The organism is Reyranella sp. (genome assembly GCF_044224635.1).
GTDB lineage: Bacteria > Pseudomonadota > Alphaproteobacteria > Reyranellales > Reyranellaceae > Reyranella.
In genome coordinates, this window is sequence record NZ_JBGAKA010000034.1 from 70,396 (window position 1) to 85,264 (window position 14,869).

Below are 14,869 nucleotides of genomic sequence, written 5' to 3' on the forward strand. Positions count from 1 at the left end.
CCGGAGAGGACCATGGCTTTCGGAAGCTTCGATCGCAAGACCTCGTCTCAGCCGATGGCCGAGATCAACATGGTGCCGTTGATCGACGTCGTGCTGGTGCTGCTGGTCATCTTCATCGTGACGGCGCCGCTGCTCACCAACGCCGTCAAGCTCGACCTGCCGAAGGCGACCTCGAGCGCCGACCTGCAGAAGCCGGACAAGATCGAGTTCGCCATCGATCCGACCGGCTCGCTGTTCTGGAACGGCGAGCGCATCGAGCGCGAGGAGGCGATCAAGCGCTTCACCGAGGCCGGCGCCAAGCGGCCGCAGCCTGAAGTCTACCTGCGCGCCGACCAGAACGTGCCCTATCGCCACGTCGCCGAGATGCTGGCCGATGCTTCCAAGGCGGGGCTGAGCAAGGTGGCGTTCGTCAGCGAGCCCAAGCGCTAGGGCATGATTGGTTCACGTGAAACCAACTCGGTATCCATTCCGTCATCCTGAACGTAGCGAAGGATCTCATCGCCAGGAGTCTCAAAGTTCTCCCGTGCAGGCGGCGATGAGGTCCTTCGCTGCGCTCAGGACGACAAAGATTTGGACGCCGCCCTAAGGGGTAGCACTTCAAGCTTATATTGTTTCGCTTTAGCAGGGGCACCCGTGGCACTCGATGCGCGGCCGACGGCGTCGGCGCCGGATGACGATCCGTACCTCTGGCTAGAGGACATAAACGGGCAGGCGGCGCTCGCCTGGGTCGAGCGGCAGAACCGCCGCACGCTCGACCGCTTCGGCGGCGATCGTTTCGCCGCCGATCGCGACGCCATCGCCGCGATCCTCGATCGGCCCGACAAGCTGCCGCTGATCGCGCGGCGCGGAGCGCACCTCTACAATTTCTGGACCGATGCCGAGCATCCGCGTGGCCTGTGGCGGCGCACGTCGCTCGACAGCTATCGCCTCGAGCAGCCGCAGTGGGAGGTGGTGCTCGACGTCGACGCCCTGGCGACGCGTGAAGGCGAGGACTGGACCTGGTCGGGCGCCACGACTCGGCCCGGCGCGCACGATCGCGCCATCCTGCGCCTGGCGCGCGGCGGCAGCGACGCCGTCGTGCTGCGCGAATTCGATACCGGGACCAGGGATTTCGTCGCCGGCGGCTTCGAGCTGCCGGAGGCCAAGGGCGGGGCGAGCTGGCTCGATCCCGACTCGCTGCTGCTCAGCAGCGCCTGGGGCGGTAACGTCACGGCATCCGGCTATGCACGCACAATCCGCCGCTGGCGACGCGGTGTCGACCCGGCGCAAGCGTCCGTTCTGTTCGAGGTCTCGCCGCAAAGCATGGCGGCCAGTGGATCGGTCGAACGCTCAGCGAGCGCCATGGGAGCCGGCCGCACGGTGTGGTTCTACGACTCGGTGGGCTTCTTCGATGTCCGCCTGTGGCGGGCCGACGGCAACGGCGAGGGACCGGTGCAACTCGACCTGCCGACCGATGTCGAGGTCGATTTCGAGCACGATTGGATCGCCGTCAAGCGACGCACTGCATGGAGCGTCGGTGGTGCCCTGCAACCGGGCGACACCTTGCTGGGCACGCGGCTCTCGGCCTTCCTGCAGGGCCGTCGCGACTTCGCCGTCCTGTTCCGGCCCGAGTCGCGGCGCTCGTTGCAGGGCTTCCACTGGATCGCCGGCCGGCTTGTCCTGTCGATCCTCGACAACCTGCAGCCGGTGTTCGAGTGCCTGACGCCATCCGACCAGGATTGGACGCGGGCACCGATCGGCGGTCTCCCCGACATCGGCCTGGTCAGCCTCGGGTCGCTCGATGTCGAGCGGTCGGAAAGCAACGGCGACATGCTGGCGACAGTGCAGGGGCCGTTGACGTCCCCGTCCTTGCTGCTGCTGCCGGCGGGCGGCGCGCCCACGGTGCTGAAGCGTTCGCCGCTGGCCTTCTCTACGGGTGGCCTCGTCGTGACGCGTCACGAAGCCGTATCGAGCGACGGCGAGCGGATTCCGTACTGGCAGACGGGCCCGGTGGGCGCGACCGACGATGCGCCGGTTCACCTCACGGCCTATGGCGGCTTCGCGGTCTCGAATCTGCCGGCCTACAACCCGATGATCGGCAAGATCTGGCTCGAGCGCGGCGGCACCAGCGTGGTCGCCAACATCCGCGGCGGCGGCGAGTTCGGCACAGCGTGGCACGATGCCGGCCGCTTCGCCGGCAAGCGCCTGTCGCACGACGATTTCGCCGCAGTCGCTGCCGATCTGGTGCGCCGCGGCGTGACCCGACCGGACCGCATCGCCGCCGAAGGCGGCTCCAACGGCGGCCTGCTGATCGCCAACATGCTGACGCGCTTCCCCGAGCGCTTCGGGGGCCTGTTCTGCACCATCCCGCTGATCGACATGCGGCGCTATGCAAAGCTGCTCGCCGGTGCGAGCTGGGTCGCCGAGTACGGCGATCCCGACAAGCCAGAGGCGTGGGCGTGGATCAGGGCCTACTCGGCATATCACCAGGCCGTGCCAAGCCAAGCCTATCCACCGATCCTGATCGCCACCACGCGGCGCGACGATCGCGTCCATCCGGGGCACGCCCGCAAGATGGCGGCCAAGCTGGAGGCGATGGGCTACGAGCAGGTCTATTTTTACGAGCCGGAGGCGGGTGGTCACGGCTACGGCAAGGACAACAGGGAACGCGCTGCCTTCAGTGCACTGGGCTACACGTTTCTCCGAGAGAAGATCGGTTGGATCTAACTCAGTTCCGCGCGCCGGCCAGGGTGACCGTGGCGGCGCCGGCGCCGATCAGCAGGCCGCCGCCCACTTTGTTGACCACGCTGATCGCGCGCGGGTTGGAGGCGAAGCCACGTGCGCGCGAGGCGATCACCGTGTAACCGAAGGCATTGGCGAAGGCCATGGCCAGGAAACCAGTAACACGGTCGGCCCCGGGATGATCAGCAACACTGCCGACGCAGCGGTGACGGCAAGCCAGCTCTCGAACATCATGACGGCGTCCTCCGAACACTCTTGGGACCGCCGACTAAAGACACAGGCGGCGGCGGGCGTCAGCCGGCATTTGCGAGGCTTCCGGGCGCGAAATCTTGTCTGCGTCTATTTAGCTGTTGGCGAAGGAGTCCGAAATCTTGACAGCGGCACGACCGCATGGTCGGGATGGCCGATGGCGAAAGCAAAGGCGGAGAAGCCTTATCACCACGGTGAACTGCGCGAAGCGCTGATCGTGGCCGGTCGCAAGTTGATGGAAGAAAGGGGCTTGCGCGGTTTCACCCTGCGTGAATGCGCGCGCCGGGCGTCGGTGTCGCACGCAGCACCGGCGCATCATTTCGCCTCGATCGACGCGCTGATGGCGGAGATCGCCGCCCGCGGCTACCACGAACTGGCCATGGCCATGACGGCCGAGGCCCGCCGTTCCCACGGCACGCCGGCCGGCCGGCTGGTCGGCCAGGGCGTGGGCTACATGGCGTTCGCCGCGGCCAACTCGGTGCTGTTCCAGCTCATGTTCAGTCTCGACGCCGAGCAGTTCGAGACGCCGGCGCTGGCGGCCGCAGCCAAGACCGTCCACGCGCTTCATCGCGAGGCGATCGAGGCCGTCATCCCCGATGCACCGGCCGAGGTGAAGGAGCGCATGGTCGACTTCGCCTGGGCGTCGGTGCACGGCTTCATCACCCTGGTCCTGGAAGGCCAGATCGGCGACAAGGACTCGCCGCGGGCGCTGAAGGCCCGCGGTCTCGCCGTTCTGTCTGCGATGGTCGAAACGGTGGTCCGCGCCGGCGGCGGCTAAAGCGCAATCCGGAAAAGCAACGCTTCGGCGTCGCCGTATGCCGGCTCCTTGCGGAAGCGCTTCACCAGGGCGCCGCCATTGTTGGTGATGACCTTCTGCGACGGCAGATTGTCGAGATCTGCCGTCAGCTCGACATAAGGCAGCCCCTCGCGGCGGGCCTCGGGCAGTAGCATCGCCAGCGCCCGGCTGGCGTATCCTCGTTCACGCTTCCACGGCACGACGGCGTAGCCGATATGGCCGAGGCAGTGGGCCGGAAGCGCCGCCGTGCCGGGTTGCCAGCGAAAGTTGATCGAGCCGCAGAATTCGCCGTCCCACATCCACCGCCGGTAGCCCGGCAGGCGCGGCACCGTGGTGCCATGGGGCAAGGTGATCGGCGCGCCCTTGGCCTCAGGATCGTCGAGCGAGGCGATGAAGGCCGCGGCATCGTCGTCGATTGCGGCCAGCTCCTCGCGCGGTGCCTCCTCGGTCCTGACATTGTCAGGCGACCAGCCGCGCCGCAGTGCGTCGGCATAGCTGTCGAGATAGGGCAGGGCTGGTACGACCAGATGCAAGAGACAGTCCCCTCGGGCGGGCGGCTGCTATAGCATGGCGAGTCATGACTTCCAGCCCCGTGCTCGTTCTTGATCTGGACGGTGTCGTGTCGATCGCGCATCCCGGCTCGGCTGCGCCCTGGTATGCGACGCTGAAGGCCGACCTCGGCCTCGACTATGAAGAGATCGAGCGCGATTTCTTCAGGACACCCGAGTTCATGGAGGTGTTGCGCGGCCGGCTCGATCTTTACGTTGCGCTGCATGCCTATTTCGAGCCGCGCGGCCTCGCCGGGCGCCTGGAGGAGTTCGTCGGCTACTGGTTCGCCAAGGACGCAGTGCTGGATCGTGCCGTGCTCGACCAGGCCGACGCCTGGCGCCGGCGCACTGGCGGCCACTGCTTCGCCGGCACCAACCAGGAGCACCACCGGATCGCCTGGCTCAAGGAGCACGCCGGGCTCGATGGGCACTTCGACGACGTCATCTATTCGGCGTCGCTCGGCGTGTGCAAGCCCGAGCGGGTGTTCTTCACCAATGCGCAGGCGCGCATGGGCATCACGGTGGCGCAGTCGATCCTGTTCGTCGACGATTCTGCGGCCAACGTCGATGGCGCACGGATGGCCGGTTGGCGGGCGATGCTCTATCGCGGCCCCGAGAGCCTGGCGCAGGCGCTGGAGAGATGGGGCTAGCGACGTCCTCCTTCATTCTCCTCCCCAGCTTCGCTGGGGAGGTGTCGCGTCATACGCGACGGAGGGGTCAGAAGCCCCAGTCCCTCTGCTCATGACCCCTCCGTCCGCATCGGCTTTTGGCCGCAGAGCGGCCAAAAGCCTTGGACGCGGACACCTCCCCAGCAAGGCTGGGGAGGAGGATGAGAGACGCCTCATTCCGTACAAACTATGCTAAAAGCCGCTCCATGCTGATGTTCGACATACCGTTCGGCACGACCGACTGGAGCGACGTGGAACGCACGGAGCATCCCGGCGAGACCGGTAAAGCGTTCTGGCGCACCCGGAATTTCAACAATATCCGCGTGCGCATGGTCGAGTACACGCCGGGCTATCTCGCCGACCATTGGTGCCAGAAGGGCCACGTGCTGCTGGTGCTGGAAGGCGAGCTGCACACCGAGCTGGCCGACGGCCGCACCGTCGTCCTGAAACCCGGCCAGAGCTACCAGGTCGCCGACGGCGCCCTGGCCCATCGATCGCGCACCGAAGGCGGCGCCAAACTCTTCATTGTGGACTGACTTTTTGCGTGAGATGACATGGCAGACAGGATTGGATTCATCGGCGTCGGCACCATGGGCGAGCCGATGTGCCGCAACCTCGCGCGCAAGAGCGGCCTGGAAGTGCTGGCGGCCGACCGTGACGACGCGCCCCTGAAGCGGCTTGCCGCCGACGGCGTGAAGGCCGCCTCGATCGACGAGATCGCCGAGAGCTGCCGGATCATCATGCTGTCGCTGCCCGGCGGCAAGCAGGTCGAGGAAGTCTGTCTGGGCGAGGGCGGGCTGGTCAGCAAGGCGAAGCTCGGCTGGACCGTGATCGACCTCAGCACCGCGCCGGTCAGCCTGGCGCGCCGCCTCTATGCCGAGTTCGAAGGCAAGGCGAGTGCCTTCGCCGACGCGCCCGTCGCGCGCACGCGTCAGGCCGCGATCGACGGCACGCTGTCGATCATGGTCGGCAGCACGCCGGCGTGCTTCGAGCGCATCGAGCCGCTGCTCCGCCACATGGCGAGCGAGGTGACCTATTGCGGCGAGGCCGGCAGCGGCCAGGCGGTCAAGATCCTGAACAACATGATCCTGTTCCAGACCGGCGTGGCGCTTGCCGAGGCGCTGTCGATCGCGCGCGCCCATGGCGTCGACGGCAAGGTCCTGTTCGAGACCTTGACCAAGGGGTCGGCCGATTCCTTTGCGCTGCGCAATCACGGCATGAAGGCAATGCTGCCGGGCGTGTTTCCGGAGCGTGCCTTCTCGACCGAGTACGCGCTGAAGGATCTGTCCTACGCCATCCAGATGGCCGAGGAGCAGGGCGTTCCGGCGCTCGGCGCCGACGTCGCGCGCGAGCTGATGGAGCGCGCCGTCGAGCTCGGCCACGACAAGGAATACTGGCCGGTCCTGCTGCGCGCCATCGAGGATGGCACGAGCAAGGGGTAAGGGGCTGCCACGAACAAGTGCTCCAGTTGTGACGATATCCTGACGATCCGAGCGCAGCGAGGACCTTGCTGGGGCTCAGGCTTTCGCTGCGCTCGGGATGACATCGATTGCGGATCAGCTGATTCGAGAGCGCTCATGGTCCGGAAGACCATGATTATGAGATCACAGGCATAGAGAGGTCGATCGATGGCGCGCATTGCCGTGGGGGGATTCCAGCACGAGACCAACACCTTCGCGCCGCAGCAGGCGACGTGGGAGGAATTCGTGCGCGCCGACGCCTGGCCGCCGCTGCTGCGCGGCCCGGAGATGATCCCGGCGGTCGAAGGCTTCAACATCCCGATCGCCGGCGCGGTGAAGCGGTTGGCCGAGCTCGGCCACGAGATCGTGCCGCTCGCCTGGGCCGCCGCGGCGCCGGCCTCCTACGTGACGGCCGACGCCTATGAGCGGATGTGGGCACTGTTCGATGAGGACCTGAAGAAGCTCGGGCCGTTCGACGCGGTCTATCTCGACCTGCACGGCGCCATGGTGGCGGAGACCACCGAGGACGGCGAAGGCGAGCTGCTGCGCCGTGTGCGCGGGGTCGTGGGCGACGCGCTGCCGATCGTGGCGAGCCTCGACTATCATGCCAACCTCACCCCGGAGATGGCGAAGCTTGCGACCGCGCTGGTCGGCTACCGAACGTATCCGCACGTCGACATGGCAGCGACCGGCAAGCGCGCGGTCGAGCTGCTCGATCGCCTGCTGGCGGAGAAACGTCCGGTCTATCGCGCCTATCGTCAGCTCGATTTCCTGATCCCGCTGGTCTGGCAATGCACCTTCATCGAGCCGGCCAAGAGCATCTTCGATCTGGTCGGCGAGCTCGAGGCCGGCGAGAAGAGCCACAACCAGGGCATCGTCAGTGTCACCCACACGCCGGGATTTCCGCCGGCCGACATCGCCCAGTGCGGTCCGGCGCTGGTCGTCTACGGCCACGACAAGGAGGCGGTCGAGGCAGCCGCCGACAAGCTCGCCCAGACCGTGCAGGCTCAGGAGAAGGCCTTTGCCGGCGAGCTGCTCGACCCCGACGCCGCGGCGCTGCGCGCCATCGAGCTTTCACGAAAGGCAAAGAAGCCGATCGTCCTCGCCGATGTGCAGGACAACCCGGGCGCCGGCGGCACCTCCGACACGGTGGGCCTGCTGGCGGCGCTGATGCGCAACAAGGCCAAGGGCGCCGTCATCGGCATGATCGTCGACGAGGGCGCGGCGCACGAGGCCGTGGCGACTGGCGAGGGCAACATCATGCGCCGCGGCGTCGGCGCCGTGGTGGGCTACGCCGGCGAGAAGCCGGTCGAGGCCGACTGGCGCGTCGTCAAGATCGGCGACGGCAAGTTCACCGGCACCGGACCATTCTACGGCGGTGCCCGCTTCCAGATCGGCCCGATGGCCCTGGTCACCGACGAGGCGAGCGGCGTCTCGGCCGTGCTCGCCTCCAAGCGCATCCAGGCCGCCGACCAGGAGATGTTCCGCCATGTCGGCGTCGAGCCGTCCAACGTGCCGATCCTCGGCTTGAAATCGACGGTCCATTTCCGCGCCGACTTCCAGCCGATCGCCGAGACGATCCTCGTGGTGCAGTCGCCCGGCGCGCACATGACCGATCCGGTCGACATGCCCTACAAGCACCTGCGCAAGGGCGTCAGGCTGCGCCCGATGGGACCGGTTTGGAACGGGGCGGCGTAATCATCTCCTCTCCAGCTTCGCTGGGGAGGTGTGTCGCCGTCTTACGGCGACGGAGGGGTCATAGGCCCCAGTCCTGCTGCTCATGACCCCTCCGTCGCGGATTACCGCGACACCTCCCCAAGCTTCGCTTGGGGAGGGGCATGATCATCCGTCCCGGAACGCCGGCCTCAAGGCCCACACCATTGGCACCGTGGTGAGCGCGATGCAGGCCACGGAGGCGAGCGCGATCGGCAGGCCGACGGCATCGCCAAGGAGGCCAGAAAGCAGCGGGCCGGTGGCGCCGGCCACCGAGCCGCCGGTGTAGAAGATCGCGAAGGCGTGGGTCCGCCGTTCGGGGCTGACAAACTCGGGAATCGTGCCGTAGAGCACGGAAGAGGTGCCGTTCAGCATCAGGCCGACGGCCGGCAGCAGGACCAGCGCTCCTGACAGCGACATCGGCAGCAGCGTCAGGATGAGCACCGTGGTTGCAACTTCGGTCAGGATGACCGAGGTCACGACGCCGAGTCGATCGCCGACCCAGCCCATTACCAGCTTGCCGGCCGCGCCGCCGGCGAACAGCAGCGACAGGCCGAGGCCGATCGTCGGCAGGTCGGCGCCTTTGTCGCGCAGCAGGAAGGGCAGGAAGATCATGAACCCGGTACGCACCAGATCGTCGGCGATGTGGATGCTGAACAGCAGCCAGTAGGCCCATGGCCGGTCCTGGCCCGCCATCGCCTTCGACTTCGTCTCGCCCGCCTTGTCGTGCAGGGGGATCGGCCGCAGCGAGCCCATGATGATGCCCGCTCCCAGCACGGCCAGCGCGCCGACGATGATCAGGGCCTGCTGCCAGCCCAGCGCCGCCGCGACGACGGCGAACAGCGCCGGCAGCAGCACCTTGCCGACATCGCCGGTGAAATTGTATGTGCCGAGCGCGGTGCGCGAGCGCAGGCCAGCGTAGGCGGCGGAAACGAGGCTGGAGCCGATCGGATGCTGGGTGCTGCCACCCAACCCCGCCAGCAGCAGGCCCGCAATCACGCCATAGAGCGAGCCGCTAAGACCCGCCAGGCCATAACCGACCGCGATCAGCGCCGTCCCGGCGGCGAGCACGCGCACCGGGCCCAGCCGCACCGCCAGCAGGCCGGACGGGATCTGGCCGCTCGCCATGGCGCCCGAATAGACCGTCTTCAGCGCGCCGATGGCGGCGTAGCTCAGGCCGAACTGTGCCTGCAGCAGCGGATACAGGACGTTCAGAAGATCGGTGAAACCGTCGTGCAGGGCGTGCGCGCCGCCGCACACGGTGAGCGTTCGCCGCGGCGAGCAGGCAGGGGAGACGCTGACTGTCATCTCCCTGTCACAATACTACCGCCCCGGCATGCGGCTGAACCAAAATCCAATCTGTTGCTGGAAGTCGCTTTCGGCGAAGGCGGTGTCGGTGATCGGCGTGGGCTTGCCGTTGCGCGGATAGCGCACGCTCGCAAGCCGCGCGAACTTCGTATCGCTCTGGTGCAGGATCAGCACGTCGCGCTGGCGGCGATGGAAGACGAACTCGTGGATCTTGCGGATGTTGATCAGGCTGACGACGTAGCGGCCGTCGCTGCCGTCCTCGGCGAGCTGGCGCACCGGGATGTCGCGACCCTCGTTGGTGATGCCCATGAAGGCCAGCGCCTCGGGCGCCATCATGTTGTCCTTGCCATCGACCTGGATCCAACGGACCAGCCGGTCACCGCGCGGTGGCAGGGTGTGACGCGGCTGCCGGCCGAACAGGTCACCCGAGCAGGCGCCGGTGGCGAGGGGAACGGCCAGGATCGCAGCGGCCGAGAGGAGGGTACGCCGCGACGACACGAATGCGCTCAAGCCCTGGCCTCCGCCATGTCGATCACGACAGGTGCAATTTCCTCGAGCACCTCGTCGCGCAAGGCCCGGAAGAAGCAGTTGTGGCGGCCGGTGTGGCAGGCGACGCCTTTCTGGTCGACGAGCGCCAGCAGCGTGTCGCCGTCGCAGTCGACGCGCAGGTCGATCAGGGTCTGGATGTGACCCGAGGTGTCGCCCTTGCGCCAGGCTGCCTTGCGCGAGCGCGACCAATAGCAGACCCGTCCCGTGCTGAGTGTCTCGACCACGGCGGCGCGATCCATCCACGCCATCATCAGCACTTCGCCTGAATCGTGCTGCTGGGCGATCGCAGGCACCAGCCCCTGGGCATCGAACTTGACGGCTGCCAGGAAGGTGTCGATCGCGGTGGATGAGGGCGCTGTGGATGAGCGGGCGGCGGCGGCAATGGGCATGGCTTGGCCTTGCTGGGGAACGGGGCGTATAGTCGGCACGATACTGCTTGGCAAATCGGAAAGCCTGTGAAGAAGACGGCCAAGGGCGCCGAGCGCACGCACGATCACGACCATTGCATCGAGGATGCCCTCGCCGCAGCCGAGAAGCTGTGCGCCGACAGGAACCTGCGCTTCACGCCGCTGCGCCGGCGCGTGCTCGAGCTGGTGTGGTCGGGCCACAAGCCGGTCGGCGCCTATGCGCTCCTCAACCAGCTGCACGACGAGGATCTGGGCTCGGCGCCGCCGACCGTCTACCGGGCGCTCGATTTCCTGATCGAGCACGGGCTGATCCACCGTATCGAACGCATGAACGCGTTCATCGGCTGCAGCCATCCCGGCGAGGCGCATCGCGGCTTCTTCCTGATCTGCGGCGAATGCGGCGATGCCGAGGAGTTGCACGGCAACGGCCTCGCCGAAACGATCATCGCCAGCGCCAGCCGACGCGGCTTTGCCGCTCGCGACATGACCCTGGAAGTCACCGGCACCTGCGCCGGTTGCCGCAAGTCATAGCCGGCGTCATCCAGCGCCGACTCCTCAGGATGTCAGTCTACAAGATCATTGCCGCCGATCTGTGGAAAGCGGCAGAAGACGACGGTGTTTTTACCGGCGCCGGAATAGACCTGAAGGACGGCTTCATCCATCTCTCCACGGGGCAGCAGGCCAGACGAACGGCCCAACTGTATTTCAAGGGGCAGGACGGCCTCGTCCTCGTGGCGGTCGATACGGCAAAGCTCGGCGACGCGCTGAAGTACGAACCGTCGCGGGACGGCGACCTGTTTCCGCATCTCTACGGAGCGCTGCCGATGGCAGCGGTGCTGTCAGTGCGGCCGCTGCCTCGCGGGGCAGATGGCGATCACGTCTTTCCGGTGGATGTGGAGTGAGATCATGTTCCTCCCCAACGAAGTCGGGGAGGTTCTCAGGATGCCTCCCTAGCGAAGCTGGGGAGGTGTCCGCGTCTTCGCGGACGGAGGGGTCATGAGCCATGAGTAATGGTTTCGCGATCCATTGACTCATGGCCCTTGACCCCTCCGTCGCGTATGACGCGACACCTCCCCAGCTTCGCTAGGGAGGCACTAGGAGGGACTCCCCAGCGAAGCTGGGGAGGGGAATGAGAAGAGTGACCTTCGTTACGCGTTGTGCGCGCGGTTCAGCCGGTCGAAGCCTTCGGCGAGGTCGGTCTTCAGGTCTTCGACGTCCTCGAGTCCGATATGGACACGCAGCAGGTGCTTGTCCTTGGGCCACGGCACGGCGCTGCGGTAATTGTCGGGATGGGCGGGGATCATGAGGCTTTCGTAGCCGCCCCAGCTCGCGCCCATGCCGAAGATGTCCATGCCGTCGAGCATCGCCGCCAGCGCGTTGCGGCTGTAGCCGTCGCGCAGGGTGAAGGAGAACAGGCCCGACGAGCCCTTGAACATGCGCTTCCAGTTGTCGTGGCCCGGGCAGTCGGGCAGGGCGGGGTGCAGCACCTTGTCGACCTCGGGCCGCGCCTTCAGCCAATGGGCAATGTCGATGCCGCTCTTCTCGTGATGGCGCAGCCGCACGCTCATGGTGCGCAAGCCGCGCAGCGCCAGGTAGCAATCGTCCGGTGCGGCGTGGAAGCCGAAATTCTGACAGGCCGTCTTGGCGATCTCGAACATCTGGCGTGTGGCGCACGAGATGATGCCCATCATCGCGTCGGAATGGCCGACGATGTACTTGGTGCCGGCGTGGATCGACAGATCGCAGCCGTGGTCGAACGGCTTGAAGTAGAGCGGCGTCGCCCAGGTGTTGTCGATCAGCACCGCAGCGCCGTGCTTCTTGGCGACGGCCGCAATCGCGTCGACATCCTGCACCTCGAAGGTCTGCGAGCCCGGCGCCTCGAGATAGACCACCTTGGTGTTGGGGCGGATCAGGCGCTCGATGCCGGCGCCGATCATTGGATCGAAGAAGGTCGTGTCGACGCCGAAATTCTTGAGCGTGGTGTTGGAGAAGCGGCGCGCCGGCCCGTAGGCATTGTCGGTGAGCAGCATGTGGTCGCCGGCCTTGAGGAAGCCGACGATGGCGCCGGTCACGGCGCCGAGACCCGACTGCACGGCGATCGAACGGTGCGCGCCCTCGATCGCGGCAACCGCATCCTCCAGCGCCTTCTGGGTCGGTGTACCGTTGCGGCCATAGCCGAAACCCTCGAAGGGCACGCGGTTCTCGAACTTCTCCATGGTCGGCGAGAGGATCGTCGAGGCGTGATAGACGGGCGGGTTGACGATGCCGAAATTGTTGGCGGGATCGCGGCCTGCGACAGCAAGGACGGTGTCGGCGCGGGTGTAGGTCTTCTTGGAAGTCATAAATCCACTATGGCACGGCGCTCAGACCGGCGGCCAGCGGTAGACGTCCGGCCACATCACGCGCGGATCGCGCAATTCGACGCGCTCGCTGCCGGTGGAACGGAAGCCCGCCTTGCGATAGGTGTCCAATGCGCGGGGATGGTCCACCGTGTTGGTGTTGAGGCGGACCTGCGTCGCGCCGCATGCAAAAGCCCGCTCGATGGCGCGGTCGAGCAGCCAGGGCCCGATGCCCCGGCCGATGTAGTCCAGGGTCAGGCCGAAGAAGGCGATCTCGTCGCCGGCGAGCTCGAAGAAGCCGACGAGCGCAGATCCGTCATGCGCCACGTGCAGCTCATGGTCGGGCCGATCCAGCAGCCCCTGCAACGCCGCGTCGGTCCACAGCCGCCGCTCGTACCACAGCCACGGCCGGCCGACCCTGTCGTAGAGCTCGCGATAGGCCGCGACCGTCGGCGCGCCGACATGCTCGATCCGGATCGCGAGCCCGGGTGGCCTGCCGCGGCGCGTCCAGGCCGCGGGCTCGATCTCGAGATGCGTGATGGTGACCGGCAACCAGCCGTCGGCGCGCGGCGGCGGCTGGTGGCGGAAGAGCTCAGGGTCCGGTGACAATTGGCGTATCGGCGTGGCCGCCCCATTCCGTCCACGAACCGTCATAGATCGCCGCCTCCGGCGCACCGGTGAGGTACAGCGCCAGCGCGACGACACAGGCGCTGACGCCCGAACCGCAGCTCGCCGTGACCTTCTTCGCCGGGTCGATGCCCGAGGCGGCGATGCGCGCGGCGAGCTTGTCGGCAGCCAGCATGGTGCCGCTCGCCGGGTCGATCAGGTCGTTGTAGGGCAGGTTGAACGCGCCCGGCATGTGGCCGGAGCGCAGGCCCGGCCGCGGCTCGGGCACCTCGCCGCGAAAGCGGTTGGCGGCGCGCGCATCGACGATCTGCTCGCGTCGGCTGTCGATCAGGCCGCGCACGTCGTCGAGCGAGCGCACCAGCGTGTTGTCGAGGCGCGCGGTGAAATGCCGATCACGCGGCGGCGTCGGATCGTCGGTGACGGGATGGCCTTCGGCCATCCACTTGGTCAGGCCGCCGTCGAGCACCGAGACGTCCTTGTGGCCCATGGCGCGGAACATCCACCACACGCGGGTGGCGCCCAGCATCGGCGTGGTGTCGTAGACCACGATCTTGCTGCCGTCGCCGAGGCCGAGCTTGCGGACGCGTGCCGAGAATTTCTCTGGCGACGGCAGCATGTGCGGCAGCGGGCTCGACGTGTCGGCGATCTCGTCGATGTCGAAGAAGACGGCGCCGGGAATGTGCTGATTGACGTACTCCTGCCTGGGATTGCGCTTCTGTGCCGGCAGGTAGAACGAACCGTCGACCACCCGAACGTCGGGCGCATCGAGCCGGCTGGCGAGCCAGGATGTGCTGACGAGAGCGTCGGGCCTTGCGTAATCCATGTCGGGTTTTCCTCAGAGCTTCATGGCGATCATTCTCCTCCCTGCGCGCAGCGTGGGGAGGTGTCGGCGTAATCGCCGACGGAGGGGTCATGAGCAACGCGACTGAGGCTCATGACCCCTCCGTCGCGTATGACGCGACACCTCCCCAGCGAAGCTGGAGAGGAAATTTGAAGAGCGGATGACGGAGGGGTCACGTGAGGGCGATGATGAAGCGGCGGTTCATCTTGCCCTTGTTCTCGATCTTGACGCACTCGATGGGGCCGATCTCGCCGGTGTGCGCCACGTGTGTGCCGCCGCAGGCTTGCAGGTCGATTCCCTCTATCGCGAGCAGGCGCACGCGGCCGGCACCCATCGGCGGGCGCACGCTCATGGTCTTCACCAGCTCGGGGCGCGCGTTGAGCTCCTCGTCGGTGATCCATTGCGGCGTGACCGGCCGGTCGAGCGCAATCAGCCTGTTGACCTCCGCGGTGACCCACTCCTTGGCCGGCACCTCGCCCTCGAGATTGAAGTCGAGGCGGCTCTTGTCGGCGCCAACCTGGCCGCCGGTGACGTTGCCGCGTATCACCGCCGACATGACGTGCAGCGCGGTGTGCATGCGCATGTGGCGCATCCGCCGCTCCCAATCGAGCACGGCATGGACCTTGGCGCCGACAGCCGGGCG

17 protein-coding genes and 1 pseudogene are annotated in these 14,869 nt (G+C 66.9%); 9 read left to right on the forward strand and 9 right to left on the reverse strand.

The genetic code is table 11. The features are described 5' to 3' along the window. Window positions 1–12 precede the first annotated feature (12 nt). A complete protein-coding gene (locus ACILR9_RS25570; protein WP_395712796.1) occupies window positions 13–429 on the forward strand; it encodes an ExbD/TolR family protein in 417 nt (138 codons plus the stop codon). 204 nt (window positions 430–633) lie between these two features. Further along, window positions 634–2,706 (forward strand): prolyl oligopeptidase family protein, encoded by a 2,073-nt coding sequence (locus tag ACILR9_RS25575; RefSeq protein ID WP_395712797.1) that lies wholly within the window; start codon window positions 634–636, stop codon window positions 2,704–2,706. A 1-nt stretch (window position 2,707) separates the two neighbouring features. On the opposite strand, the gene ACILR9_RS25580 is transcribed toward ACILR9_RS25575, so the two are convergent. Beyond that, the gene (locus ACILR9_RS25580) at window positions 2,708–2,866 is read right to left on the reverse strand and encodes a hypothetical protein (protein WP_395712798.1); all 159 of its coding nucleotides are present in this window, start codon (window positions 2,864–2,866) and stop codon (window positions 2,708–2,710) included. 261 nt (window positions 2,867–3,127) lie between these two features. Here ACILR9_RS25580 and ACILR9_RS25585 point away from each other — a divergent pair, with 261 nt between their 5' ends. Then, window positions 3,128–3,748: a TetR/AcrR family transcriptional regulator gene (locus ACILR9_RS25585; protein ID WP_395712799.1), complete on the forward strand. Its 621-nt coding sequence runs from the start codon at window positions 3,128–3,130 to the stop codon at window positions 3,746–3,748. Here the strand turns inward: ACILR9_RS25585 and ACILR9_RS25590 are convergent. Beyond that, a complete protein-coding gene (locus ACILR9_RS25590) occupies window positions 3,745–4,299 on the reverse strand; it encodes a GNAT family N-acetyltransferase (RefSeq protein ID WP_395712800.1) in 555 nt (184 codons plus the stop codon). The two genes, ACILR9_RS25585 and ACILR9_RS25590, sit on opposite strands and share 4 nt — an antisense overlap. A 44-nt stretch (window positions 4,300–4,343) precedes the next feature. Here ACILR9_RS25590 and ACILR9_RS25595 point away from each other — a divergent pair, with 44 nt between their 5' ends. The 4 genes from ACILR9_RS25595 to ACILR9_RS25610 all read left to right on the forward strand — a co-directional run bounded on the left by ACILR9_RS25595 (window position 4,344) and on the right by ACILR9_RS25610 (window position 8,140). Continuing rightward, a complete protein-coding gene (locus tag ACILR9_RS25595; protein WP_395712801.1) occupies window positions 4,344–4,964 on the forward strand; it encodes an HAD-IA family hydrolase in 621 nt (206 codons plus the stop codon). Window positions 4,965–5,188: 224 nt separating this feature from the next. Continuing rightward, complete coding sequence (locus tag ACILR9_RS25600; protein ID WP_395712802.1) at window positions 5,189–5,518, forward strand: DHCW motif cupin fold protein; 330 nt, start codon at window positions 5,189–5,191, stop codon at window positions 5,516–5,518. 18 nt (window positions 5,519–5,536) lie between these two features. After that, a complete protein-coding gene (locus tag ACILR9_RS25605) occupies window positions 5,537–6,424 on the forward strand; it encodes an NAD(P)-dependent oxidoreductase (protein WP_395712803.1) in 888 nt (295 codons plus the stop codon). Window positions 6,425–6,610: 186 nt separating this feature from the next. Next, window positions 6,611–8,140 carry a M81 family metallopeptidase gene (locus tag ACILR9_RS25610; RefSeq protein WP_395712804.1) on the forward strand — a complete coding sequence of 510 codons (1,530 nt, stop codon included), beginning with the start codon at window positions 6,611–6,613 and terminating at the stop codon, window positions 8,138–8,140. A gap of 144 nt (window positions 8,141–8,284) precedes the next feature. Here ACILR9_RS25610 and ACILR9_RS25615 read toward each other — a convergent pair whose 3' ends face one another. The 3 genes from ACILR9_RS25615 to hisI are packed head-to-tail and all read right to left on the reverse strand — an operon-like array spanning window position 8,285 to window position 10,401. Beyond that, the gene (locus ACILR9_RS25615; protein WP_395712805.1) at window positions 8,285–9,463 is read right to left on the reverse strand and encodes an MFS transporter; all 1,179 of its coding nucleotides are present in this window, start codon (window positions 9,461–9,463) and stop codon (window positions 8,285–8,287) included. Window positions 9,464–9,478: 15 nt separating this feature from the next. After that, entirely contained in the window at window positions 9,479–9,973 is a 495-nt protein-coding gene (locus tag ACILR9_RS25620) for a hypothetical protein (RefSeq protein WP_395712806.1), read from the reverse strand. Beyond that, a complete protein-coding gene (gene hisI / locus ACILR9_RS25625) occupies window positions 9,970–10,401 on the reverse strand; it encodes a phosphoribosyl-AMP cyclohydrolase (RefSeq protein ID WP_395712807.1) in 432 nt (143 codons plus the stop codon). The genes ACILR9_RS25620 and hisI overlap by 4 nt, the downstream gene beginning before the upstream one ends. Window positions 10,402–10,467: 66 nt before the next feature. Between hisI and ACILR9_RS25630 the strand changes: the two genes are divergently transcribed. Beyond that, on the forward strand, window positions 10,468–10,950 hold the full coding sequence (locus ACILR9_RS25630; RefSeq protein ID WP_395712808.1) for a Fur family transcriptional regulator: 483 nt from the start codon (window positions 10,468–10,470) through the stop codon (window positions 10,948–10,950). A 29-nt stretch (window positions 10,951–10,979) separates the two neighbouring features. Continuing rightward, entirely contained in the window at window positions 10,980–11,321 is a 342-nt protein-coding gene (locus ACILR9_RS25635; RefSeq protein ID WP_395712809.1) for a DUF952 domain-containing protein, read from the forward strand. Between the two features lie 246 nt (window positions 11,322–11,567). Here ACILR9_RS25635 and metC read toward each other — a convergent pair whose 3' ends face one another. From metC to ACILR9_RS25655, 4 genes and pseudogenes are all read right to left on the reverse strand, one after another. Then, the gene (gene metC, locus ACILR9_RS25640) at window positions 11,568–12,761 is read right to left on the reverse strand and encodes a cystathionine beta-lyase (RefSeq protein WP_395712810.1); all 1,194 of its coding nucleotides are present in this window, start codon (window positions 12,759–12,761) and stop codon (window positions 11,568–11,570) included. Window positions 12,762–12,782: 21 nt separating this feature from the next. After that, window positions 12,783–13,367, reverse strand: coding sequence for a GNAT family N-acetyltransferase (locus ACILR9_RS25645; protein ID WP_395712811.1), 585 nt, complete (start codon window positions 13,365–13,367; stop codon window positions 12,783–12,785). Then, complete coding sequence (gene sseA, locus ACILR9_RS25650) at window positions 13,351–14,208, reverse strand: 3-mercaptopyruvate sulfurtransferase (protein ID WP_395712812.1); 858 nt, start codon at window positions 14,206–14,208, stop codon at window positions 13,351–13,353. The genes ACILR9_RS25645 and sseA overlap by 17 nt, the downstream gene beginning before the upstream one ends. 190 nt (window positions 14,209–14,398) lie before the next feature. Next, window positions 14,399–14,869, reverse strand: a pseudogene (locus ACILR9_RS25655) (alanyl-tRNA editing protein); the annotation flags it as partial.